General features: G+C 43.7%; 17 protein-coding genes. 8 read left to right on the top strand and 9 right to left on the bottom strand.

Annotated features, from left to right (window positions below):
* Positions 1–226: 226 nt before the first annotated feature.
* The 4 genes from G563_RS0128400 (at position 227) to G563_RS0128385 (ending at position 8103) form a co-directional block, all read left to right on the top strand.
* A complete protein-coding gene (locus G563_RS0128400; RefSeq protein ID WP_028668314.1) occupies positions 227–2569 on the top strand; it encodes a hypothetical protein in 2343 nt (780 codons plus the stop codon).
* 440 nt (positions 2570–3009) lie between these two features.
* Complete coding sequence (locus G563_RS0128395; protein ID WP_028668313.1) at positions 3010–6114, top strand: SusC/RagA family TonB-linked outer membrane protein; 3105 nt, start codon at positions 3010–3012, stop codon at positions 6112–6114.
* A 32-nt stretch (positions 6115–6146) separates the two neighbouring features.
* Positions 6147–7580 carry a SusD/RagB family nutrient-binding outer membrane lipoprotein gene (locus G563_RS0128390; RefSeq protein ID WP_037328442.1) on the top strand — a complete coding sequence of 478 codons (1434 nt, stop codon included), beginning with the start codon at positions 6147–6149 and terminating at the stop codon, positions 7578–7580.
* Between the two features lie 49 nt (positions 7581–7629).
* Positions 7630–8103: a hypothetical protein gene (locus G563_RS0128385; RefSeq protein WP_028668311.1), complete on the top strand. Its 474-nt coding sequence runs from the start codon at positions 7630–7632 to the stop codon at positions 8101–8103.
* A 432-nt stretch (positions 8104–8535) separates the two neighbouring features.
* Here the strand turns inward: G563_RS0128385 and G563_RS0128380 are convergent, their stop codons facing one another.
* The 8 genes from G563_RS0128380 to G563_RS0128345 all read right to left on the bottom strand — a co-directional run bounded on the left by G563_RS0128380 (position 8536) and on the right by G563_RS0128345 (position 19387).
* Positions 8536–9777 carry an MFS transporter gene (locus G563_RS0128380; protein ID WP_028668310.1) on the bottom strand — a complete coding sequence of 414 codons (1242 nt, stop codon included), beginning with the start codon at positions 9775–9777 and terminating at the stop codon, positions 8536–8538.
* Between the two features lie 222 nt (positions 9778–9999).
* Positions 10000–10686, bottom strand: coding sequence for a 3-keto-disaccharide hydrolase (locus tag G563_RS36105; RefSeq protein WP_169579818.1), 687 nt, complete (start codon positions 10684–10686; stop codon positions 10000–10002).
* Positions 10687–10708: 22 nt separating this feature from the next.
* Complete coding sequence (locus G563_RS0128370) at positions 10709–11635, bottom strand: glycoside hydrolase family protein (RefSeq protein ID WP_229598581.1); 927 nt, start codon at positions 11633–11635, stop codon at positions 10709–10711.
* Positions 11632–13257 (bottom strand): M28 family metallopeptidase, encoded by a 1626-nt coding sequence (locus G563_RS36100; RefSeq protein WP_051211260.1) that lies wholly within the window; start codon positions 13255–13257, stop codon positions 11632–11634. The genes G563_RS0128370 and G563_RS36100 overlap by 4 nt, the downstream gene beginning before the upstream one ends.
* A gap of 59 nt (positions 13258–13316) precedes the next feature.
* Positions 13317–14480 (bottom strand): AraC family transcriptional regulator, encoded by a 1164-nt coding sequence (locus G563_RS0128360; protein ID WP_028668308.1) that lies wholly within the window; start codon positions 14478–14480, stop codon positions 13317–13319.
* Between the two features lie 35 nt (positions 14481–14515).
* Positions 14516–15769, bottom strand: a complete 1254-nt coding sequence (locus G563_RS0128355; protein WP_028668307.1) for a sugar MFS transporter — start codon at positions 15767–15769, stop codon at positions 14516–14518.
* 160 nt (positions 15770–15929) lie between these two features.
* Positions 15930–16790, bottom strand: coding sequence for an ROK family protein (locus tag G563_RS0128350; protein WP_028668306.1), 861 nt, complete (start codon positions 16788–16790; stop codon positions 15930–15932).
* 14 nt (positions 16791–16804) lie between these two features.
* Entirely contained in the window at positions 16805–19387 is a 2583-nt protein-coding gene (locus G563_RS0128345; protein ID WP_028668305.1) for a family 20 glycosylhydrolase, read from the bottom strand.
* Positions 19388–19488: 101 nt separating this feature from the next.
* Here G563_RS0128345 and G563_RS0128340 point away from each other — a divergent pair, with 101 nt between their 5' ends.
* The 4 genes from G563_RS0128340 to G563_RS0128325 all read left to right on the top strand — a co-directional run bounded on the left by G563_RS0128340 (position 19489) and on the right by G563_RS0128325 (position 25740).
* Positions 19489–20586 (top strand): acyltransferase family protein, encoded by a 1098-nt coding sequence (locus G563_RS0128340; RefSeq protein WP_028668304.1) that lies wholly within the window; start codon positions 19489–19491, stop codon positions 20584–20586.
* 104 nt (positions 20587–20690) lie between these two features.
* Positions 20691–21683 (top strand): metallophosphoesterase family protein, encoded by a 993-nt coding sequence (locus G563_RS0128335; protein ID WP_229598580.1) that lies wholly within the window; start codon positions 20691–20693, stop codon positions 21681–21683.
* A 47-nt stretch (positions 21684–21730) separates the two neighbouring features.
* The gene (locus G563_RS0128330) at positions 21731–24148 is read left to right on the top strand and encodes an alpha-glucuronidase family glycosyl hydrolase (protein WP_028668302.1); all 2418 of its coding nucleotides are present in this window, start codon (positions 21731–21733) and stop codon (positions 24146–24148) included.
* Positions 24149–24183: 35 nt separating this feature from the next.
* Positions 24184–25740, top strand: a complete 1557-nt coding sequence (locus G563_RS0128325) for a calcineurin-like phosphoesterase C-terminal domain-containing protein (protein ID WP_028668301.1) — start codon at positions 24184–24186, stop codon at positions 25738–25740.
* Positions 25741–25813: 73 nt separating this feature from the next.
* Here the strand turns inward: G563_RS0128325 and G563_RS0128320 are convergent, their stop codons facing one another.
* Positions 25814–26083: a hypothetical protein gene (locus G563_RS0128320; protein ID WP_028668300.1), complete on the bottom strand. Its 270-nt coding sequence runs from the start codon at positions 26081–26083 to the stop codon at positions 25814–25816.
* Between the last annotated feature and the right edge of the window lie 367 nt (positions 26084–26450).

The raw sequence follows: 26450 nt of genomic DNA, 5'->3' as shown, positions 1-26450 counted from the left end.
GCTGCCAACGTTCACCGTTTACCAACCCGTTGTGAGAGTTAAAGGCCATAACTTAAACAATAGCTTTGTGACAAACCAACGTTGGCAGCGTTTTGAACGCTGCCAACGTTCACCAATACGTTTACCAACCCATTGTAAGAGTCAAAGGCTATTACTTAGATAATATCTTCGTGATTCATTAAGATAAACCAACGCTGCCAACGTTTTTACCAATCCTTTCCAATTTATGTTTTACAAACTCACTATTTCGTTTTTGGGTGTGCTATTATGTAGCATCTTAGCGGCTATAGCCCAGCCCATTAGCGTTAAAAATGCTACACTCTTGGTATCTCCGTCGGTGCTTTCTCCCATGAGAGAAACGGCTCCACAGATGCTCATCGAAGAAGTAGCTAAACGCACCAACCTCACCCTCAAAACCAGTACTACTTGGCCAAAAGCCAATACTTTAACCATCGCTTTTGTCCTCTCTAGTGACCGTGAGCTACTGGGAAAAACAATTCCTGCAAAAAACGACAAAAACGGGGCAGAATATCAGGCCGAAGGTTTCCGCGTCGTCAGTGAAATCACCCCCAAAGAAAGTACGCTGTGGATTATCGGTGCCGATGCTCGTGGAGTGTTATTTGGAACAGGTTGGGTGTTGCGTAAATTACAATGGCTCGCTGGCACGGCTCAATTCGAAACCAAAATAGATATTGCTACCGCTCCTACTTACCCTATTCGCGGGCATCAGTTGGGCTACCGACATACTGCTAACTCTTACGATGCTTGGAGTGTAGCCCAATACGACCAATATTTTAGGGAGTTGGCCATTTTTGGAACTAACGCCGTCGAAGGTATTCCTTTTCATGAAGATGATAAACCCAATCCTCATTTTAAAATTCCGGCGTCTGAAATGCGCCTTAAAATGAGCGAGCTTTGTCAACGCTACGATATGGATTATTGGGTTTGGACGCCAGTCACGTTTGAACTAACCGACCACGACAAACGCGCTGCTGAGTTGCGCCTTCATGAAGAGTTTTATCGTAAATGCCCTCGACTCGACCATATTTTTGTGCCCGGTGGCGACCCTGGCGACAATCACCCCCGTGAAGTATTACCTTTTTTGAAAGATATGCACCAAATTTTGGTCAAATACCATCCCAAAGCCAAAATCTGGATTTCATTACAAGGATTTAGTGTCGAACAAACCGACTATTTTTATCAGTATTTGGCCGAAAACAACCCCGATTGGCTTCAGGGCGTGGTATCTGGCCCTAGTAGCCCTCCGATGCCCGAAACACGTTTTCGTTTACCTAAAAAATACCAACATCGCCAATATCCCGATATTACCCACAATGTTCGCTGTGAATTTCCGGTACGAGGCTGGGATCAAGCCTACGCCCTCACCCTAGGCCGCGAAGCCATCAATCCTCGCCCATATGCTTTTGCCGAAATTCATCAAACTTATGCACCTTTTACGGACGGTTTTGTGTCGTATTCTGACGGCTGTCACGACGATATCAACAAGGCCGTATGGAGTATGAGAGGCTGGAATCCTCAGCTAGAAGTCAGAGAAATTTTGACCGATTATACCAATTTCTTTTTTGGGAAAAATATCTCAGAAGCCGCAGCCGACGGTATAGCCGCTTTGGAAAACAACTGGAAAGGTTCGCTTGTCCAAAACGGCGGAGTCGAAACTACTTTCTCTTTCTGGAAAAATTTAGAAACTAGCCACCCAGCACTCAAAAACAACTGGCGTTGGCAAATGCTTCTCCTTCGTGCTTACTATGACACGTACACGCGTCGGCGGTTGATTTATGAACAATCTCTTGAAAAACAAGCCAATGTGATTTTGAATAATATTACCAAAAATGATATTTCCAAAACAATGGAAGCTGCATTGGCTACCGTCAATAAAGCTGATGCTGTGAATATTGCTCCAGACATTCGCCAAAAAATTGAGCAACTTTGTGCGGATCTGTACGCTTCCATTGGCCTTCAAACCAGCGTAGACAAACACAAAGCCAAAGGCTATGAGCGCGGCTGTGTGCTTGATTTTGTAGATTATCCTCTCAACAATCGTTGGTGGCTGGCCGATGAATTCAAAAAAATCAACAGTATAACTTCTGACGACGAGAAGTTGGCGCGCCTTAAAATCATCAGCAAATGGGAAAATCCCGGCCAAGGAAGTTTTTATGACGATGTATCGAGTGTGGCCAAAGGAACACGGGTACGCACGTTTTCGGACGATGCCACCGACGTAGCTTGGTGGGAGAATGGATTCAGTAGAGCAAGACTTTCTTCTCAATTGTTTCAAAAATGCCCCGAACTCGTCTATGACAATCTCCAACCCGGTGCACGATACAACATCAGAGTGGTAGGCTCAGGAGAGGCACTACTTCGCGTAGATGGGCACCGTTTGCAACCGATAGTTTATAACCGCGACACAGAAACAGTGAAAGAGTGGATTGTACCTCTGTCGCTCACGCAAGATGGCAAGCTTCATGTGACATTTGACGAACCAGAAGAATCACACCTCAATTGGCGCAAGCAGTCCAAAATTTCGGACGTGTGGCTCTTGAAACAATAAATTTAAAAGCATCTTCTCTCCATACTGCTCCCACTAAGTAAATACCACTTGGGGAAGCAGTATTTTTTTATAGACTTTCCAAGTTTAACAATCTACCAAGCCTCAAACTTGGAATGTCTTATTCTACAAAAAAAACAGACATTCCAAGTTTAATACACCACCAAGCCTGAAACTTGGAATGTCTTAAACATCCAAAAAGTCTAGTTTTCAAGTCTTGTAAACCTCCCCTAATTTGGTAAATCTATCTCCCCCCTTTTTTTAATCCCTTCCAATTCTCTATTTCAGAAATAGGGAACAAAACTTATTGACTTTTACTGTTTTTCGTCATTTTCTCCCTTGAATTGGGTGAATATATTGGGGGATTATTCTAAGTAATATACACATGTCTTGACAAAATTCTTACTTTTACGACATTATAACTTCAAATATTCACATAAACCATGAAACAACGTTTACGAAACCTAAGCTTTTTGCTTTGTTTTCTTCTTTCGCTAGAAGGGATTGCGCAAAACCTAACTATCAAAGGCAAAGTAACCTCCGCTGAAGATGGAACTGCCCTTCCGGGCGTGAGTGTGGTCGTCAAAGGCAAGACCATAGGAGCTACCACCAATGCCGACGGAGAGTATAGTATCTCTACCACCAAAGGCTCTGAATTGATTTTTAGTTTTGTAGGAATGGAGAGTCAAACCATAACCGTACAAGACCAATCTACTATCAACATTGTGATGGTAGCAGGCGCGAATACCCTTGGTGAAATAGTGGTGACGGCTTTGGGCCAAACTCAAGAAAAAAGAGCACTTGGCTACGCCATTCAGTCTGTAAAAGCAGAAGAAATCAAAAACTCAGGAAGCCAAAACCTCGTAGGGGCATTGCAGGGAAAAGTAGCAGGAGCCGTGATTACGGGCTCGGGAGGGGCACCTGGTTCTGGGGTAAACATCATTTTAAGGGGCGTCACTTCGCTTAGTGGTAGTGCCGACAATCAGCCTCTTTTTGTGATTGACGGCATCATTATCTCAAACACTACAAGTGCTGGCAATCCCCTTCCTAGTGCAGGTACCAACTCACCAGGTGCGGCTGAGCAATTTGCCAATACCAACCGCGCTGCCGACATCAACCCCGATGATATTGAGAATATCTCTATCTTGAAAGGCCCCTCGGCTACTGCTTTATATGGACTCCGTGCCTCCAATGGTGCGATTGTAATCACTACCAAACGTGGCAAATCTGGAAAACTCAACATCTCGGTTTCTTCTTCGATTGGAGCAGATATATTGGGAAAATCACCCTCAATTCAAACCACTTTTTTACAAGGACGTTTGGGTGAGTTTATTCCGCTAGGCCCAGGTCGTACGCCTTATCAATCTTTTGGTCCTGTATTAGACCCTAACAATACTACCGATCAAATCTATGACAATTTTAGAGGATTTTATCGGACGGGTTTGAGCAACAACAACAATATTACCCTGACCAAAGGCAACGCGAAAGGAAATATCTATGTGTCGCTAGGACGTAGCTATCAAACGGGTATCGTGCCCAACACTGATTTTGGACGTACTTCCGCTAAAGTCGCGGGGAGTTACAACCTTACCAAAAACTTTACGGTATCAGCTTCATTGAATTACGTCAATTCGGGCGGAAAACGTCCCCCAGCTGGCGACAAATCCATTTTTAGTGCTTTGAGTTACTGGCCAAACACGTATGATGTTAATGATTACCTAAATCCTGATGGTACTCAAAAGAACATCTTGCCCGGCTTCACCGACAACCCTCGTTATTTGGTAGAAAAAAGCCCACGTATTGATAAGGTCAATCGCTACATTGGCGATATTTCGCTCAACTATAAAGTGAATGATTGGCTCTCAGCCAAATACCAACTTACGTACGACACTTTCCACGAAACTCGTAGTCGACAAGTAGATAGCACTTTCGATGTAGGTATCCAAGTAAAAGGATTTTTGGTCAATGAGTCTTTGAACTTTCGGGAGCTAAATTCTAACCTCTATCTTACTGCTCGCAAAGATTTTAATAGCAATTGGAACGGTTCGTTGATGGTGGGCAACTCGGTGGTAGATAGCAAGCGCCCCGACAGCTACTACATCAGAGGAGAAGGTTGGAAAGCTCCCTTTACAAACGACCTCGATAGCTATCGCAATCAACAGAAGCGTTTTTATTCGCCTGCTCATTTCCGAATCGTGAGTTTCTTTGCTGATGCTAAACTCAACTACAAGGATGTCCTTTACCTCAATGCCACGGGTCGAAACGACATCGTCTCGACTTTACCCCAAGCAAGCAATTCATTTTTCTATCCTTCATTTAGCGCAGGTTATATTTTCACCGAAAATTTACCCAAAAACAATGTCTTATCTTACGGAAAACTACGGGCATCGTGGGCACAAGTGGGCAAAGGAACGGATCCTTATGTAACGGGCAATTACTTTGAAATTACGGACAACTTCCCTTACGGCAACAGCGTACCGGGCTATTTCCGCCGAACTACTACCGCCGACCCCAACCTCAAACCTGAGCGCACAACCTCTATCGAGTTTGGTACTGAACTACGATTTTTCCGCAATCGTCTCATGCTCGATGCTACTTATTTTACCATGGATAGCAAAGACCAAATCGTAAGGGCTCCCGTTTCCAACGTCTCAGGTTATTCGTTTTATTATACCAATATTGGCTTGATTCGTAACCAAGGCATAGAACTTTTGGCTACGGCTAAACTCGTCAATACCAAAGACTTCACGTGGGATGCCTCCGTCAACTGGTCGAAGCTCTCGGGTAAAGTAATTGAAATGCCCGCCGAGCTTCAGGAAATTTCTTATTATGACAACGTAGTAGGAAGCCTACGCGTACGCCAAGGTAGCAAGGTAGGCGACTTGTGGGGCTATGATTATCAACGTGCTCCTGATGGTCAAATCCTCGTCAATGCCACTACAGGCTTCCCCGTCACAAGTACTACGCTTACTCAATACGGCAACGCCCTCCCCGACTGGATTGGAGGTCTTACCAATACTTTCACTTATAAAGGTCTGAGCGTATCGGCCTTGCTCGAATGGCGCCACGGCGGCGATGTGATTGACCTAGGCGAGCGCAATGCCCTTCGCAGTGGTTCTATCAAACTTACTGAGCGCCGCTACGAACAAGTCGTGTTTAATGGCGTAGTAGAACAAAAAGGAGCCGACGGCAAATCTACCTATGTTCCTAATACCCGCGCGGTATATCTCGACGATTTGCTTTACAACCCGTCCACTTCTACTCGTTTCAACGGTTGGTCGCACCTAAATATCCAAGACGCCTCTTGGATTCGGCTTCGTAACGTAAACGTCGGTTATGCCTTACCCAAAAGCCTCATTGGCAAAACGGTATTCAAAAATGGGGTTAGATTCAACTTTACGGCCACCAATTTATTTCTCAATACGCCATTCCGTGGTTATGATCCCGAGGCGTTGTCATTTGGTTCGGGAACCAACATCATTGGTTTTGTAGGTCGTAATAACCCTGCAACTCGTAGCTTTATTTTCGGAGTAAACGCCAATTTTTAAAATCTCAGCACCATCATTAATTTTTATTTAGGATGAAAAAGATACACTATTTATATACTCTTCTAGTGGCATTAGGAATGACGTTGCTGTCGGGCTGCCAGAGTTTTTTAGACATCAACGTAGACCCTACGCTCAAAGCGGATGCTACCGTGCAAGAACTATTGCCGACGGCTCAGTTTTATACCAGTGAAGCTAGCTACCAACAAGCCTACGTGGCTTGTCAATATGCCCAACAACTCGGTAGCAACCTTGGCACCAACGGAACTGATGCCTATTATGAAGCCGAAAACGCCTCGGGCTGGTCCAACTTATACCTGTACGTGATTCCGCAGTTGAATACCATTATTCAGAAAGGACAATCAAGCGACATCCCTATCTATGTTGGCATCGCAAAGGTACTGTTGGCTTATAATTTGGGAATTGCAACCACCAACTGGGAAAATATCCCTTATACCCAAGCTGACCAACGCAATTTTTCCCCTGCTTATGATAATCAACAGGCAATCTATACTACCATTCAAAAGCTATTGGATGAAAGTATCATAGAATTGGCTAAAAATTCGGGAACAAAACCTACTACCGATGACCTAATTTATGGCGGAGATGCATCTAAATGGACACGTTTGGCCTATTCGTTGAAGGCGCGTTATGCCATGCACCTATCGGGACAAAATGCTCAAACCGCTGCACAAACCGCTTTGACCGCCCTCCAAAATGCGATGAAAAGCAACGCCGACGATTTTCAGTTTGCCTACAACTCCAAAAACCTTAGCCCTTGGTATAGTCGTGTAGCCTTGGCCAACAGCACTTCCAACCTCTCTGTAACGTACGGTAGCACTTTTGTAGATTTGATGAACGGTAAAGTCCAAAACGTAGTGGACCCTCGTCTTCCTATCGTTGTTACTCTCAAAACAGGACAAACCACATATTCGGGCGTAGCACCAGGCTCAGGAGCAGGCTCTACTGTAGATTTCAATATAAGAGCTTGGCATTCAAACATCAACTCTCCTATCGTAATGATGACCTACGCCGAAGTAAAAGCCATCGAAGCCGAAGCTCGTTTTCTGGCAGCCAATGGCAGCATTTCTTCGACGGGCAGCACGGCTGATGCTTACAACGCTTACTTAGAAATAGCGCGTGCCAATATGCAAAAACTCGGCATAAGTGCCGCCAATATCACCACTTATCTGGCCGCCGAAAGTGTCAATGTGGGAGCTTCTAAACTTACGCTTTTACACATCATGCGCGAAAAATACAAAGCGATGTTTTTGATTGGCGATATCTGGACTGATGTAAGAAAATACAACTATCTCGATTTCCCAATGCCGCTCAATATCAACCCCGATTTGGCAGGTCGCCGTATTCAACGCATGAAATACCCTTCGTCGGAGCTGACCCGTAATGCTAAAAACGCCGAAGCAAATCTCAAACAACCAAGCGTTGGGATGTGGATATACACTAAGTAAAAATAAACGAATACCCTTTTTTGTTTGACTTTCTAAACTGTAAATAGATATGAAAAAAAATGTTTTGTTTGTCATGTTAGCGCTTTCAGGATTTTTGCTGACAGGATGCTACAAAGAGCCCGATTTGATTAGTGAACTCACCACAAGCAAAGGAAAAGTACCTCAGATTTCGGTGGTATGGATAGGAACCACGCGTACTACCACTGCTAATACGTCGGTGATTACAGGTCTGACTACCAATGCTGGCAGTACGACCAATTTCAACATTGAATATACTTCAGAAGTCCCCGTAAAAGAATTCAAGGTGTATTGGGCTGCTACAGCAACAGGCGCGCAAACCCTGATAGCCACCGTTCCGGCAGGTACCCAAAAGTACGACCCTATTTTACGCAATTATGTACTTGCTGTGCCTATCACGGCCCAAGAAACCAAGAAAAGTACGCGCGTATTTTTTGCGGAAATTGTAGGAGCGGATGGCCTTTTATCTGCCCAAAAATCGGCGATATTGACCACCAACCCCTAACATTTAATTGACTCTTTCCTTCCTTAATCCAAAGAGGCTGCCGATTGGTAGCCTCTTTTTACGTTTAATTGACGAGTAAATAGCAATATAACGTTGGCAGCGTTTTGAACGCTGCCAACGTTAATTTTTACAAAAAAGGGGCAGACGCGAGGCCTGCCCCTACGGGGTTGGGAATTTATTTAATTGATAATCAGGCGTAGGAGACGTGAATCTATTGTAACCCCCAATTATAGTTTGGGGCTACAAATAGCAACGTTGGCAGCGTTTTGAACGCTGCCAACGTTAATTTTTACAAAAAAGGGGCAGACGCGAGGCCTGCCCCTACGGGGTTGGGAATTTGTCAGAGACTCTAATCTATTGCCCTCCAAACTATAATTTGGGGCTAGAGATAGATAGAAAATGGGCCTCTACAAAAATCTTCGCGTAAGTAAATCACGCAGCATCCGAATAATTTTTGACCTTAGGTCGTAAAAACAAAAGTTGAATAATCAAAGCCACCAACACCACCAGTGCCATCATGGCAAAATCTTGTTTGAGATTTCCGTCATCCACAGATTTACCCAAAAAAGTAGTGACTATTGCCCCTGCCGAAATCCCCATGAGGTTCATGGTGCCGTAGGCAGTGGAGCGATATTTTGAATCAACAAATTGACACAGAATCGGCATATTGTTGGTATCAAACATTCCAAACCCAAAACCAAAACAAAAAGTAGCCAACACAATATGAAACAACGAGCTGCCGTAAGCAATCAAGAAAAGAGCAGGAATGGTAAGACCTAGCCCCAAAGCACTCACAAACACCCGCCCACGCATATTTTTTTCGAGCCATTTGTCCGAAATAATTCCCCCGATAATCACCCCCACCAACGACGACATGGCATTGGTAATGGTCGCAATCGGCCCCGCTTTGGCCATTTCGATGCCAAGACTTTCAGAATAAAGCGTAGGCAACCAGTTTTTGACACCCCATCCCGGAAGACTCGGAACGGTAAAAATCAATAAGATAATCCAAAACGAAACATTGGATAACAAAATACTAAATACCTGAAAAATAGGTACACTAGCACGTGCTGACTGAGAAGAAGTAGGAGTGATAACCTCTTTTTTGGGGACATCCAAAAAGAAAACCAACACAAAAGAATAAATCATCCCTACCAATCCAAAAAATAAAAAGGTACCATTCCACGAGAATTGTTGGGCAATGGTAGCACCAAAACCACCTAATGCCTGACCCACATACAAGCCCGAGAGGTGAACTCCCACGGCGAGAGAGCGAGTTTTGGAGGTATGAAAATCCGCAATGAGAGATAGTCCCGCTGGAATATAAAAGGCTTCACTCACCCCCATGATGGCTCGCAGCCAGTATAATTGGTCAAAAGTTTGGGCATAACCCATAATGAGCGTCACGCCCGACCATATAAATAAGCTTATGACAATCAACCATTTTTTGTTGGTTTTATCCGCAATCAAACCCGCAATAGGACTCATAAAGCCATAAATCCACAAAAAAATAGCCATTAAACGACCAAAGTTTTCTGCCGTTTGTAGCTCAGCAATATCAATTTGCATAACAGGCTTGAGCGTTGACAACATCTGCCTATCCAAATAATTTAGCAAGGCCACTACCCACAGCAAGCCTACCACAATCCACTTGTAATTTTTCGATTGAGTCATAAGTACTTTGTTTTCTGATAAAGGTTTAATTGTACTGATTTCTGGTTTAGTTTATTTCTTAAAAATGCTCAGGGTTTAAAGGAAAACACAGGTTTTACTTCACTTGCATGCAATGACTCGTGGCGAGGTTATATTAAATATCTTCTTCACAAGAGACAAAAACCCTTGTTGTCAAGAAGGTAGAACCGTTCTTTTTCTCCTCTTTTTAAAGAAAGATACCCCTTAAAACTCCCTAATTCGGATGTTACGGAAAGCCGCTTCATCGCCGTGGTCTTGCAGTAAAATATATCCTGGAGCAGTTCCAAAATCTTCTATGTCTTTGAATTTGCTCGCTGCTTTGGCCTGTTTAAAGGCTGAGCTACCAATGGTATATTCTACGACTTTCACCCCGTTGAGCCAATGCGTCACTTTATTGTCTTTGGCCAAAATTCGACCTTTGTTCCATTGGCCTATCGGCTTGAGCTGCCGCGAACTAGGCTCGAAAAGTTCATATAGTCCCGCCGTGCGGCGTTTGTCGTTGGCGTCATTTGCAATGTCTTTGTTGCCAGTATCGTCAATCAATTGATATTCGCAACCCAGAATAGAACCATTAGGGTATTTTTTGACAAAATACTTCAGACCCGTATTTGCCCCAGGAGTCAATTGAAATTCAAATTCTAAGTCAAATTGCGAATATGTTTTTTTGGTGATGATATCACCACCACGCACTACTTTTGGATCGTTTGGATTCTTTTTTTGATTGACTACTAGCTCTTTATTTTTTACGGCCCAGCCTTCTTTCGGAAATTGGTCGGCTTTAGCCGAGACCCATTGGTCGGTAGAAGTACCGTCAAAAAGCCATACCCAGTCGGATTTAAAAGAAAATGAAAAGAAAATGAACGCAATTAAGAAATAAGAGAAGGGTTTCATGATTAAGGTAAGGAAAGGATTTTTATTGAGGGTTTGGAAAATAAACATTCACTTCGGGGTGCATGGTGTAAAAGCGGTATTGTTTGCCGTCATGCACTAAAATTCCGCTTGATTTATCATTGCCGATGATGGGATTTTTCTCATATTTTTTCCAATGAATCAAATCTTTAGAAACAGCCACATTGGTTGACCATTCACGCCAGTCTTTATACGCCGATGCGTGATAGTACCCATAATACAAGCCTTTGTATTTGACAACCTGATTCATCGCTACGGCATATTGGTCGTAGGCTTCGGGACCCATTTTTATGACAGGTTCATCTTGTACGTTTGTCCAAGTTTTGAGGTCTTTGGAAGTCGCCAACCATATTCCCAAATCACCACGTTCATAGAATAAGTACCATGTACCATTTTCGACCCATATCGCTGGTGTTCCATAGGCTCCTTTCGAAATAGGTGTACCGTTGGTCTGACGTACATCAAGGGGACCTTTTTCTTGCCAATGAATGCGGTCGGTAGAGGTAAGCAAATGAGCCACATCGTTTCGACCTTCGGCAAACATATAGTAAGTCCCTTTTACCTTCACTACCGACATATCTTCCACCCAATCCAAATCATAAATAGGCTTGTCGGTATGTCGCGTCCATTTGATGCCGTCTGGCGAAGTAGCATAGCCTAGCTTCATCACCGCATTTTTTTCTTTTTTATAACCTGTATACCAAAGATGATACGTTTTGCCTTCGCGCAAAATGTAACCTCGTTCTCTGATTTTTTCGTCCCAATTATCAGCTTTACCCGTGCCACCAAAAACAGGATTTTGGGCGTAAGGTTTAAAATCTACTATTTCGGTCGGAAACTCTTTCGACGTGGTTGACTGTGCCATTCCAACTTGCGTTAGAGCAACACCTACCATACCCAATAGCGAAGGCAATAGGTTTTTTATCATCATTTTTTTAACATTTTGTCACGAGCAGCTTTGAATTCGGAGCCACTTTTCCACCCTGGATAAATAGTTTCATTTCCGATACGATACCCTACTTCGTAGAGGAGTGTCATGTCTTCTACGATCCCCGACAAATCCCACTTATCGTTGTATTCGTCGGTGGGCATATGGTATCGATAAAGATTAAATTCTTCTTTTTGTTGCTTTCCCCACTCTTCTCCATGTTGGCGAGAAATGACCCCATTTTCGATGTATAAAGAAGGCACGCCCACTTTGGCAAAATTGAAATGGTCGGAGCGAAAATACCATCCACCTGAAGGATTAGGCTCACCACGGGTAAAACGGTCTTGTTTTTTGGCGGCAGCTTCTATATAGTCATCCAAATCTGATTGGCCCTTGCCCACCACAATCACGTCTTTGGTACGGCCAAAAGGTTGTAAAACATCCATATTGATGTCGGCTACGGTTTTGTCAAGCGGAAATACAGGATGTGTACAATAATACTCCGAACCCAGCAGTCCCTGTTCTTCGGCAGTGACCACCAAAAACACTATTGAGCGTGCGGGTTTCTTTTTGAGTTTGGTAAAAGCCGTAGCGATTTCCATCAAAGCAGCCGTACCCGAAGCATCGTCGGCAGCGCCATTATAAATAGAATCACCATTGATAGGTTCTCCTTTCCCAAGATGATCCCAATGAGCGGTATAAAACACGTATTCGTTGGCGCGGCTCGTACCCGGAAGAAGCGCAATCACATTGTGTGAAATAGATTTTTTGAAAGTATTATTAATAACCAATGAAGTCTTGACACCCAACGGTACAGGTTTAAAGCCTTCTTGGCTGGCTTTGTGCATAATGTCGGGCGAAACTCCTGCTAACTTAAATAGTTTTTTGGCCGATTCGAGGGTTATCCATCCTTCCATAGCAGCCCGTGAGCGATTGTCGTCTTCGGCTTGCAAATACAATTTTGATTTTGACCAACCGCTACGCACTACCGACCAGCCATAGCTCGCTGGCCCTGTATCATGTACGATCAACACGCCCGTTGCTCCTTGGCGAGCGGCTTCCTCAAACTTGTAAGTCCAACGACCGTAGTAGGTCATGGTATTGCCTTTGAAAAGCTTATCATCTACGATTCCTGGGTCGTTGACCAATACGAGTACGGTTTTTCCTTTCACATCCAAGCCCGCATAGTCGTTCCAGCCATATTCGGGGGCTACGATGCCATAACCCGCAAATACCATTTCGGAATTTTCGACCTTTACTTGGTCTTGCACACGGCGAGTAGCAGCCACATAGTCAGTAAGGTAATTGAGCGATATTTCGCCGTCTTTTCCTTTCATAACGAGCGGCCCTGCGGGAGTAGAAGCAATATCGACCATCGGCACCTCCTGAAAATAGCTCTTGCCATTGCCCGGCTTCAATCCTATTTTTTCAAACTCTGTTTTAAGATATTCGATGGTCTTGGCTTCTCCGGGACTAAAAGGTTTTCGTCCTTCAAAAGCATCAGAAGCTAGTACTTTGATATGTTTGGCAAAAGCTTTGCCATCAATAGCTGAGTCGGCGGCTCTATAACTTACCAAAACAGAAATAGTGAGTACTAATATTATAGGTAAGATTAACTTGTTCATAAATTGGTTTTTGAGTCAGTGAATCTTCAAAGATAGGCACAGTACACGATAGTTTGCGCTTACTTCCCCGCCAAATATCGGTTGCGATATTCGATAGGCGTACAACCTTTAATTTGCCGAAACTGCCTTGCAATATTTTTGCTGTCAGTTAAGCCCATATCAAGTGCAATCTCAAAAACAGTCATGTCGGTTTCGAGGAGTTTTTGGGTAAATTTCTCAATACGGAGGTTAAAAATATATTTATAAATAGGATAGCCCGTAATCAACTGAAAACGCTGCTCCAAAGCTCGTCGCGACAAAGGCACTTGTTTTACGACATCTTCAACTTGAAGATTTTTATCAATGTTTTGGTGAATAAACTTCAAAGAAGACGCGATGTAATGGTCGTTGGTAGCGTAGATATCGGTCGATTGGCGCGTAATGACTTGCGTAGGTTTTACATAAATATCATAGAACTCTGACGTCCCATGCTCAATCATATGGTGCAGAAGTTTGGCGGCATCATAGCCTCCTTTTTCGGTATCTTGCCCAATACTTGACAAAGGCGGATCCGAAAACTCGCAAATCATTTCATCGTTGTCCACTCCTAGTACCGCTACTTGCTCAGGAATCCGAATATTCGATTGGCGGCAAGCTTCCGTGATATGTTGTCCTTGGTTGTCATCGCAAGTCATGAGCGCAATCGGCTTCGGCAATGATTTGAGCCATTGACTCAGCGGGCTCGGCTTATAATACCAAAGCTCGCTCGAACGTGCCATAATGTGCTCAAAGTAATGTACCTGATAACCCGCTTTTTTGACCCGTTCTTCAAAACCTTCAGCGCGCTCACGCGACCAAACAATGTCGCGAAAGCCGTAAAAAGCAAAATTTTTAAAACCTTTTCGCAAAAAATACTCCGCTCCCATTCGCCCTGCTTCCACGTGGTCGCCGGTAATGTTAGGAATTTCTTTGAACCGCTCCTTAAAATCTTGGGCAATTACGGGAATTCCGGCTTCCACGATTTTGGATATTTTGGGGTCGTTGTAAAGCTGCCCAATGATACCATCGGCCTCCCATTCCAGCGCCCATTCAAGTATACCATCTATCCCGATAGTTTCGCGCTGAAAAAGCGGCATCCGACAAAAAATCCACGGGCCATGCTCTTTGGAGTACTTCGAAATTCCCTTCAGCAAGCCCTTGCTGTATTCTTCGGCAAAGTCGATGAGAAGTATAATCTTGTACATACAGCGGGAGGTATTTTTAAAGAAAATATTATTTGCTACGCAAACAACTCTTTCCAATTTTTGATAGTGGCATTGGTAACGAGCGGCTTAGCCCATAAGCCAATGCTTAAAATATATCCTAAAGTAACCATCAAAAAGAGCATTGCCAAACGCAATCCTACCAACTCCGCCAAACCGCCAATAATCAAAGGCACTATGGCTCCGCCCGCAATACCACTGCAAAGAATACCAGAGAAAGTTCCGTGATGATATGGAACCGAATTGAGGGCCAATGAAACGATAATCGACCACATGACCGAAGCACAAAAACCACTCAGCGGAAACGCATATAAAGCTACTTCCACTGGGCCAAACAGCCCTGCCAATACCGACACAATCGCCCCCACAGTAAATAGTATCAATACGCGACGGCTATCAAAGATTTTGAGCAAAATCAATCCCAAAACGCAGCCGATTGTGAGCAATCCCCAAAAATAAGAAATCACCGAAGCTCCTTCTGTGGCAGGGTCGATGTTGTGATAGGTCTGTAAAAATTTAGAAGTCCAGTTGGCAATGCCTTGCTCCGTACCTACGTAGCAAAAAATACCAATGAAAAACAGGAATACATAGCGGTTTTTGAGCAAGTCTTTGAAGGCATTGTCGGTATCAATTTTCTCATCTTCTTTTAGTTCGACTTCTGGAAACTTTACTAGCCACACAATCACTACCATTAGCAAAGCCACTACCGCAAAAACCCAATAAAGCGAAACCCACTTTAAATCAGTGGGTACAATACCATTGAGGGTCGAAATCAGCGCATTAGGAGCAGAAGAAGAGTGTACATTGAGCACCAAATAACTATATAACATAGGACTCAAAAAAGAGGCTCCTCCAAAAAACAACTGCGCCATGACCGAATTAAAGGCAAAATTGGCCTCTCCTCCCGCCACTCTCAAGAGCGGGTTGATGACCACTTGCAGCATAGCCATCCCAATCCCAATGATAAACAAGGACACCAATGCTACCGTAAAAGTAGGAATCAAGGCAAAAAGCAAAGCCCCTGCAAAAGCCAACAAAAACGCCCAAAATAGCACTTTCTTCTCGCGGTATTTTTCAACCAAAATCCCTGAAGGGATAGAAGCTACGCCATATGCCACAAAAAAAGCAAAAGGTAAAAAACCTGCCAATCCAATACTTAAATCAAAACTATCGACGATATCGGGGATGATAGGCCCCAGGATATTGCTAAGAAATGAAATAACGAAGAATATGATAAAAATAAGAATGACGATGAAAGTGTTGCTTTTCATGAAGAATAAGGTTGAAAATACAGGTGTCTAGGGTGGATATAACTTATGGCTTTTCCTAATTAAAAGTCTATACGTTATATCTTTTACTTTTAGGGTAAGCAAACAGAATACTTTCCAAGATTTTGACTGTTTGCTTAGTTTAATCTTGGAAAGTCTGTTTTTAGTGTTTCAAAGATACACTTACTGTCTGAAACTCTTGTGGTACCAATGCCGCCGCTCCTAGCAAAGCGATGTTATCATCTTGCGACTGAAAGATTTTGATGCGTTTGATAGACTCTGGAAACGCAAAATCATTTAATGCTTCATACATTCCAGCTTCAAAAAAAGGAAAAGCTTTGGCGATAGACCCACCTAGCACAATCGCCTCAGGGTCATAGACATACATCACAGCTTTGATAGCAAATCCTAGATGAACTCCAAACTCAGCCCATAAACTAAGGGCTTTTTTATCTCCCTGAAGCGCTGCCTGATTGGCATCTAGCGCACTCATGCCATGCACCGCATCGAAGAAATTGCTACAAGCATAATACTCAAAATTATGGTCACGATAAGGAAGCATTCCTATCTCCCCTGCGCCACAATTGTTGCCAGCATAAAGCTGATTGTCAATGATAATGCCCGAGCCTAGCCCTGTCCCGATAGTCATACCCACTACCGAATTGAAGTTTTGGGCCACGCCGTAGCGATGTTCTCCTAAAATGAAGCAATTTACGTCGTTGTTGACAAAAACGGGTATATTAAATTCTTCTTCCAGAATTTCCCTTAATTCGACCTTTTCCCACGACGGAATATTAGCTACATTATAGACAATGCCCCGTTCGATATCCACTACCGATGGTACTCCAATCCCAATACTCGTGGCCGAACTTGCAAATGGCTTAATGAGTTCAATCAACTGATTCAATGTAGCTGATAGGGAGTGCTTCTCCCGCAACAACGTAGAATGTTGCTGAATGATAGAACCGTTGTACTCGATTCCGGCTTTCATTTTGGTGCCCCCTAAATCTACCCCAATTTTCATTCTAATGTATATGTTTATAAATTAACCATCACCGTACGACTTCCTTTACCAGCAGCATCAAAACACCGCAGTTTTACGAGCCCTTTTGCTTTAATTGGACTTTGATAAACAGGCGATTGAGCTGTTGGCTCTGAGCCGTCGGTTGTATATCTAATAATAAGACCTGGATAAGCTACATTGGCTATCACCGCGCCATTGTCGATGATAGTCCCCGGTAGCGGAATGCGGTAATTATAACCGCCATTGAGATAACTCAATCGGGGTAATTCTTTCTGAGCAAGTGTATTAGCAAAAATATTCCAACTTGTTTGGATGGCTTTTTCACGGGCATTGCGCTCGGCGATATTTTCCCAAGCTCTCTCTGCGGCCCACGCACTTTCGGCAAACCCCATCAGCTTAGGCAAGGTATAGTACTCCATCATATCGCGCCCTTTGACCGTTTCGCTCCATAGCTGCGCTTCAATCCCAATGATGTTTTTACGTGCTTCTGGTTTGAGCCTTTCCACATTGGTAAAGACCATAGGCTTACCCATAGAATTGGTATAAGTGGTCTTAAACATATCATAAGGAGCAAAGGTGTAATTGTCGCGAGCATCCACAAAACCCGCCCAATAAAGCCCCGGCTCTTTAGGGTCGTTGTTGTAAGCCAAGTCAAAGTAAAAATTAGTAACATTACACAACACCACCGGATAGCCCGCATTGGCCAATCGATAGCCTAAATCGGGGTCAAAGACGTTGTTCCAGATATACGGGATTACGTTTTGCCCTACAAACTCTGGATTGGCTTTGTATTTACCATCGGGGGTTTTGGTAAGTGCTACTTCTTCCCAACCGTGTACCGTAAGGTTACGTTTTTGTAACCTTGGCAATAGTTTTCTGAAAAAATAAGCCTGAAAATGACTCGCATTTTTGAGTGAAGGGTCTTTTTTCATCATTTCAATGGCACGAGGCGATTTCATCCAAGCGCCTTCGGCTACTTCATCTCCTCCGGCATGAATTACGTCCATTGTCAAGCCCGCTTCTTTGTACATCTTGGCCATATCGTCCATTACTTTTTCGTAAAAGCGATATACCGATTCTTGCGTCACATCTACCACATTGTCTTTATAAGCTTGTGCCGATAGATACACCGACTTATCGTCGGGGTCGGCTAAGCGATATTCATTGGCTTCTTTTTCTTTGCCTTCTTTCATCAAGCGCTCATAGCGCGCCTCCATCGCCTTGATAGCGGCCCGTGCATGTCCTGGAAAATTCACTTCTGGAATCACTTTGATATGACGCGCATGGGCATATTTTAAGATTTCGATAAAATCCGCTTTGGTATAATACCCACTTCCATGCTTTTCTTTGTCATAAGCGATTGGTCCAGAGCCATAAGCAGGATGTAACACCGACGTTTTATAACTCGAAGTATGCTCGCGTTGCGCGCCTACTTTGGTAAGCTCAGGCAATGATTCTATCTCCAAACGCCAGCCTTCATCTTCAGTCGTATAAAACAAAAAGTGATTAACCTTATAAAAAGAAAGGATATCAAGGGTACGGAGAATAGTCTCTTTGGTTTGAAAATTGCGACTAACGTCTAGGTGCATACTCCGAAACTGAAAGCGTGGCGCATCCTCAATTTTGAGAGCAGGCAAAGAAATAGGGGCATTTCTTTGCTGTAAAACACCGATAGGAATCATCGAAATCAGGCTCTGTGTTGCATAAAAAACGCCTGCCGCATCACTGCCCGTAATAGAGACACCTTTGTCGTCAATGCTGAGATGATAAGCTTCTTTCTCTTTGCCATTGACGGCGATTTTTCCAGTTTGCAATGAAATAGTATTAGCAGCGGCAGCAGCATTTTTCGTTGTCAAGGCCTGCCCCGTGAGTTCTTTTAGGCGTTGGGCTAGCAAATTCGCTTCGTTTTCTAGTCCTTTTTCATAATGAATCGCCGTAGTATTGGTAAGACTAAATGCGCCCGTTCCTTTGGTCGTTTTGACAGGCGTAGGAATCACCGGCAAAAGCTGCTCCGTTGGTAGAAGACTAACCTTCAAATTTTCAGCGTAGCGAAATGAATTTGTCTGAATTGAATCTTGGTCTTTCGTTCCGCGTAGTAGTTGGTCGCGCCGCGCAAAAGGCACTACACTACACTGGTCTATTTGTACAATTTGGCTTTCTTTTCCTTCTTTATCATAAAATACAAAATACAATCCCAAAGGCGCGTCGGTTTCTTTGATAATCCCTTCGGTACCCTGATACGCTACCGCAATCGAATCGCCCGGTGCCAAACGGAAACCTTTGTTGGGCGTCATTTTGTACCAATCGCCATTGATATGCTCCAAACTTGCAGGCTGTGCCGTAGGATATGCCACCAAAGGCCGAGGAGACATATTAAAAAACAATGCCCAACCCGTTTCTTCCAATGTTAGGTTACTATTGTTTTTCAAATAAAATTTTGCTTCAAATCCGTCAGTCGGCCCTGAAAAATTGCTGACCAATTCCCAAGAAACCGCAATTTTAGAGGCTTGGTCATAAGCACCACTTTCGGTACTCTTACAAGCATGCAACATCCACAAAGTCACAGAGATACAGACGACGAATAAAATATTGCGCATAATTTGAAGTGTTAGATAGCCTTTATAATACTTGGCACCGTATTAAAAATACCACTGCTTTTGAGGTTATTTTTAACATTTACCTAATCTTTTCTTTCAGAATGATTCCCCAACCCAATCGACTCATCTCGCTAGATGCACTACGTGGATTTACCATTGCGGCGATGCTCATGGTCAATTTTCCGGGTAGTGAAGAGCACGTTTTTTTTACATTACGCCATACGAAGTGGAATGGACTCTCTTTTACGGATTTGGTAGCGCCTATTTTTTTGTTTGTGGTAGGAGCTTCTATCTCATTTGCCTACCAAAAACGAAAAGCAGACGGAAGTCCAAAAGGTGAGTTATACAAAAAAATCGTGATTCGGTCTCTCAAAATATTTGCAGTAGGAATGTTTCTAAACCTCATGCCCGATTTTAATTTCGACGAAATTCGCTGGACTGGTACGCTACATCGCATCGCTTTTGTGTTTTTGGGCTGCGCTATTTTGTTTTTGAATACCGATTGGAAACAGCAAGCATGGATTTGTGCGATTATTTTGGTGGGATATTGGCTCGCGCTCACGCTCATTCCTACCCCGGGTGTGGGGAAAGTCATGCTCGAACCTGGCGTCAACATCGTGGCGTGGGTGGATAGCCAATGGCTGCCCGGTAAAATGTGGCAAGGCACATGGGACCCCGAAAGTATTTTAAGTACTTTTCCGTCGATTGCGTCGGGGATTACGGGTATGCTCGCTGGCCGCTTGTTACAAAGTCATTTTTCTGCCAACGAAAAGGTAAATTACCTCATGACGGCGGGCGTATTCTCTGCGGCGGCAGGTTATTTCTGGGGCTTGGGATTTCCGGTAAACGAAAACCTCTGGACAAGCTCGTTTGTACTCGTTACGTCAGGTTTTGCTTCGCTACTGCTAGGTGCGCTTTACTTTTTGATTGATATTTTGGGCAAAACGCGCGGGACTCAGTTTGGAATCATCTTTGGAGCCAACGCCATCGCGGCTTATGTATTAGGTGATATATTGTCGTTATTGTTTTATCGGCTCAAATTTGGAACCCACTCCCTCAACGAACACGCCGTCAATGCTCTGATAAACATCGGAATAACCCCCAACTTGGCTAGTCTGATGTATGCCTTGTTTTTTGTAGGGATCAACTTCATTCCTATTTATATTTTATACAAAAGAAAGATTTTCATAAAACTATAATATAAACAACTGTTCAATATTAGTAAACATTTTATAAGTTGCATTCGCATTTTTCTCTGTTTGAGTAAAAGCCCGTCGATCTCACAACTTATAAAAACTTTTTTATGAACACTCCCCCAAATTTCTTCTCCATGCGCCGTAATCTGAGCCTTATCAACAAATGTATTTTGGCTTTTTTTGTATGTTTTTTGAGTGTAAACCACCAAAGCATAGCTCAAAAAATAAAGAAGGTAAAAATCGGTATGTTTACCGACCTTCATATCGCTACTATGCACGATGGCAAAGAGCGGCTTACGGCTTTTATGGATAGTATGAAAACGGCCAAGCCAGATTTTATCATCGAACTCGGCGATTTTAATACTGTAGCCCCCAAATATGCTTACGCTTTCGACATCTGGGATACTTACCCTGGCCCTAAATATCACGTTATTGGCAATCACGAAATGGACGGTGGCTACAACTTACAACAAGCCCTAGCGCGCCGCAATATGCCTTCCTCTTATTATTCGTTCGAAAAAAATGGTTTCTATTTCATTGTCTTAGACGGAAATGATAAAAAATCGCCTGATGTAAAAGGCTATCAAGAACACATGAATCCGCCACAGATAGCATGGCTCAAAGACGAACTCACCAAAGCCAAAGGTCCTATTGTGATTTTTTCGCACCAAGGTCTTGGTAAAGATGGCATCGATAATGCCGAAGAAGTAAGAGAAATTTTGGAAGCACATAATGCCCAAAACAAAAAAACGAAAGTTATCGCCAATTTTTATGGGCACATCCATTATGACCGCGCTGAAGCGGTCAATGGCATCTGGTATGTATGCATCAACTCTATGTCTTACAAATGGCTAGGCGAAGAATACGGACATGTAAGGTACAGCGACGAAGTCGATAAAAATTTTAAATGGATTAAATATACAGCACCTTACAAAGACCCTCTTTATACGGTAGTGGAGATTTCACCCGCAGGCACGATTACTATATCGGGCAAAAAAACCTCATGGGTAGGCCCTTCACCAAAAGAAGTAGGCTATCCACAAGACAAGGCGGCCTACGATGTTCCTGAAATCAGAGCACGAACGCTAAAGTTTAAATAAAATTCGACAGCGTAAGTCACTATTCCGAACCCAAACCTTTACTAATAATGACCAAACTGTATCTGGCAGTCTGTTTTCTTTTTATATGCAGCCTCAGTAGCTACGCCAACAAGCTTGATTTGTCGTCTGCTCAGATTTTTTGTCCCATTCGCAACAAAGAAATCACTAAAAGAAGTATCGAAATACTACAGCAAGAAGTCAAAAAAAGAAGCTACCTAGACTTGTCAGTTACTTCCACACTTCCTTCTCACGAACACGCCTGCATAGGTATTGCCCTCGAAAGTGATTTATCAGCTTTTCCTGAAATTTACAAAGCAGCTATTCGTCAATTGCCTACTATCAGCGCAGAGGGTTTTAAATTGGTAGTTATTAAGGATAAAAAAACGGTTTTGATTGTAGGTAAAGATGCACGAGGGGTTTTGTACGGAGTAGGTCGGTTGTTACGCAAACTAGAAATGACCCCTCAACAGCTTATGCTACCGACGGATGTATCCATCGCTACTAGTCCTCGTTATAGTATTAGAGGGCATCAGCTCGGCTACCGCCCCAAAACCAATGCTTATGATGCTTTTACGGTGGCGCAGTTTGACCAATATATCCGTGAGTTAGCTCTTTTTGGAGCCAATAGTATTGAGATTGTACCACCCCGCACCGACGACGACCCCACAAGCCGCCACATGGTCATGCCTTCCCTTCAGATGATCACCGAACAAGCACGCATCTGTAAAGAATATGGACTTGATGTATGGATGTGGTATCCAAACATGGGACTCAACTACACTCATCCAGACTCTATCCAAAAAGAATTGCAAGAACGCCATGAGGTATTTGGTGCCGTATCTCGCCTCGACCACGTTTTTGTACCAGGCGGAGACCCTGGCGAACTAGAGCCAGACGTCTTGTTTGCGTGGTTAACAAAAGTGGCGACTGTCTTGCACAAATACCATCCCAAAGCCAAAATTTGGGTCTCGCCGCAGGTTTTTAGACCTACCCAAAAATGGTTTGATGCTTTTTTTGCGCATGTCAACAAATCTTATCCGTGGTTTGGCGGCGTGGTTTTTGGCCCGTGGGTCAAAATCCCCGTACATGAGATTCGCCGTTTGGCGAAGCCTTCGATTCCGATTCGCCACTATCCTGACATTACCCACAATTATACCGCTCAATACCCCATTCCTTATTGGGATTTGGCGTATTCGATGACGCTCGGGCGAGAAAGCATCAATCCGCGTCCGCACGATGAAAAAATCATTCATAATGCCCTCGACCAGTACGGAAACGGCAGTATCAGCTACTCCGAAGGTACCAACGACGATGTGAATAAGTTTGTATGGAGCGACCAAGATTGGAACCCCGACACACCCGTCATTGAGACTTTACGGGATTATGCTCGGCTATTTTTCGGCCCTAATTATCAAGAATCCATTGCACAGGGCATTGTTGCCCTTGAAAATAACCTCAAAGGACCATTGGTTACCAACGAAGGTATTTATCGTACTTTGACGCAGTGGCAAACTATAGAAAAAAGCGCCCCTCTGTCCCTCCTTCAAAATCCTCGTTTTCAGATGGGGCAAATCCGCGCTTACTATGATGCTTATACCCGCCGCCGTCTGCTCTATGAAAATGAACTTGAGCAACAAGCCCGCGACGCACTACGTATGGCATCTGCGACCAATATTTCGGCCTCTTTGCAAGAAGCCAAATCAACTCTCCAAAAAGCGTGGACTAGTCCTATTTGGCCAAATTACCGCCAAAAATGTTTTGACCTTGCGGATTCTCTTTTTAAAAGTATAGGCGCACAACTTACGGTTGAGAAACACGGTGCGGTGAGTGGACGAGGCAATTTTATAGATAACATTGATATTCCGCTCAATGACTCCCCTTGGCTTTTAGATCAAATTGCCCAGCTCGAAAAGCTAAAATCCCCTTCAGAACAATTACAAAAAATACAAGAAATACTGCATCGTACCGACCCAGGCGCAGGTGGTTTTTACGACCATTTTGGCTCACCCGAAAGCTGGCATCGAGTGGTATCTGACGTAAGTTGGGAAAAAGACCCCGGCAGTTTGCTTTCTCCACGCGTAAGTTTTGGGGTAGGTTTGGCAGGAGAAGAATGGGTAGATGAAATCAAAGCGACAGGATTCAAAGGCCAAGTGACTCCTCGGGTATGGATGAAACAAGTAAAAACACTCTACAACTTACCTCTTAAAATCGCCTATGATGAGCTTGACCCTCGTGCTGCGTACAAAATTAAAATTTCTTATACAGGTCGTTTCCAATCGCGCATGAAACTCACGACCGACGACGGTTCGGTGGTTCATGATTTTTTGCAAACGGGCGAACAACCTATTTTTGAATTTGAAGTTCCCCAAAAAGCCACCGCCGACGGAAAAGTGACTTTTGTCTGGAATTGTGGCGAAGGTGAGCGTGGCTCTCAAGTGACCGAAATTTGGTTAATGAAGAAATAAAAAACGGACTCTCAAACGTAAATTTCTCAATTAGTATGAAACACATTATTTGTTCGATTTTGTTGGCTGCGACCATCAATGGTTTTGCTCAACAAATCGCTACGGGGGTAGTTTTTCACGACCTCAACAAAAACAAACAAAGAGACAAAGGCGAACCAGGCATTGCGAATGTGTGCGTATCCAACGGCAAAGAAGTAGTCAAAACAGATAAATCGGGAAAATGGTCGCTACCTAGTAGCAATGACGCAGGATTTTTTGTAATCAAACCTGCTGACTACAGCGTTCCGCTCAATGTCGATAAGCTGCCTCAACATTATTACTTACATAAACCCGACGGCTCTCCTACTACCAAAAGTATCGGAGTAGCACCTACGGGTGGCTTACCTACGTCGATTGATTTCCCCTTATGGGCCCACAAACCCGAGAAAAAGTTTTCGGTATTGCTATTTAGTGACACCCAAACGCGCGGCCTCACCGAAGTCAATTATGTGACCCGCGATGTAGTGGAAGAGTGTATCGGGACGAATGCACGATTTGGAATTTCTTTGGGGGATATTGTGGCCGACGACCCAAATTTGTTTGCCGAAATCAATCAAAGCATCGCACAAATCGGCATTCCGTGGTACAATATTTTCGGCAACCATGATTTCAACCGGGGTGCCACTGACAATCTATATAGTGACGAAACTTTCGAGCGTTTTTATGGTCCCAGTAGCTACGCGTTCGAAGAAGGAGAAGTAGTTTTTATTGGATTGAAAAATGTATATTTTAGCCCAGATGGCAAATACAAAGGTCATTTTACGGACGAACAACTCGCATTTGTCAAAAACTACCTTTCTCTAGTACCTGACAACAAGCTTGTGGTATTGATGATGCATATTCCTGTGGTGATTTGTGACAATCGTACCGTCCTTTTCGACATCATCCAAAAACGCCCTTATGCTTTTTCGGTGTCGGGCCATACGCATACTATGATTCAATTGTTTGTGGATGAAAAATACGGTTGGAAAGGCGCCGTACCGCACCATCATTTTGTCAATACTACCATCAGTGGAAGTTGGTGGTGCGGCCTCAAAGATGAAGTAGGGATTCCGCACGCTACTATGAACGACGGTGCTCCCAACGGCTATTCTATAGTTACTTTTGACGGTAATAAATATTCCGTTCAATTCAAAGCCGCTCGTCGCCCTGCCGACTATCAAATGAACATTTACTGGCCTGATGAAATCTCACAAGCAGCATCCGACACCCTATCGATATTGGTAAATGTATTTGCGGGGTCAGCTCGTTCAAAAGTCGAATTTCAAATAGACCAGCAACCCACTTGGACACCCCTACAACTCACCCCCACCCGCGACCCTGCAAATCAAGCCATGCACGAACTCAGTCCTTATCTAGAGGCTGAAGTGAAGGGTACTAAACTTGACAAAGTATTTGGCTGGACGATGGACAAACCTAGCATTTCGACCCACATCTGGGCGGGAAAATTACCCTCAAAATTATCCACCGGCATACATCGCATTACAGTCAAAACCACTGATATGTATGGGCAAACGTACGTAGCTTATCGGGTTTTTAGGGTTAATCCTTAAGGTGAATGAGTCATTAAAATAAGAATAGGGGTGACTCCGTAAAGTCACCCCTATTCTATATTTCGCTAATAAATTAGCGCCCCGTGTAAGATGGGGGATTTTGATTGCGTTCGTTTTCCTCACGCAGCTCGCGGTCGCCCTCGCTTTCTCTCCATTGTTCTTGATTGGGCTGATTTTGGCCTTGGTTTCCTTGGTGGCGTTGTTCTTGCTGTCCTTGGTTACCTTGCTGCCTTTGTTCTTGCTGCTTGCCACTGTCTTGGCGTTGTGGTTGGCCTTGTTGCTGAGGATTGTTGCGCTGCTCAGAACTCTGGTTCTGATTGTCGCGGTTTTGATTGTTTTCCATTTTTACTAAGAGCTTTTAATTTAAAAAAATGGTTGTGATAATTGAGATTTTGTATCTCGTGCTCTTAAAAGTAAAACATCTATGCCACCGCATTTAGCAGGCTTTCTTCATGTATGTCGAGGTAAAACTTTCACAGAGTGGGTTATTTTTTGCCATTTATGTGGATATTATTGTGTTTATCAGGGTATATATTATACTTTTTTAATAATTTTTAAAAACAAAATATTCTTTATCATCAACCACCGTTATTGTCGCCACCGCCGCCGCCGCCGTAGGGGCAGGCCTTGCGTCTGCCTCTTTGGGGACAGACACAAGGCCTGTCCCTACCTTATTTTACCCGTTCTGGGCTGGGCAGACGCAAGGCCTG

It is taken from the genome of Runella zeae DSM 19591 (genome assembly GCF_000423565.1).
Taxonomy (GTDB): Bacteria; Bacteroidota; Bacteroidia; order Cytophagales; family Spirosomataceae; genus Runella; species Runella zeae.
Note: the sequence above shows the minus strand (reverse complement) of the source record. Positions and strands in the feature narration are given on the sequence as shown.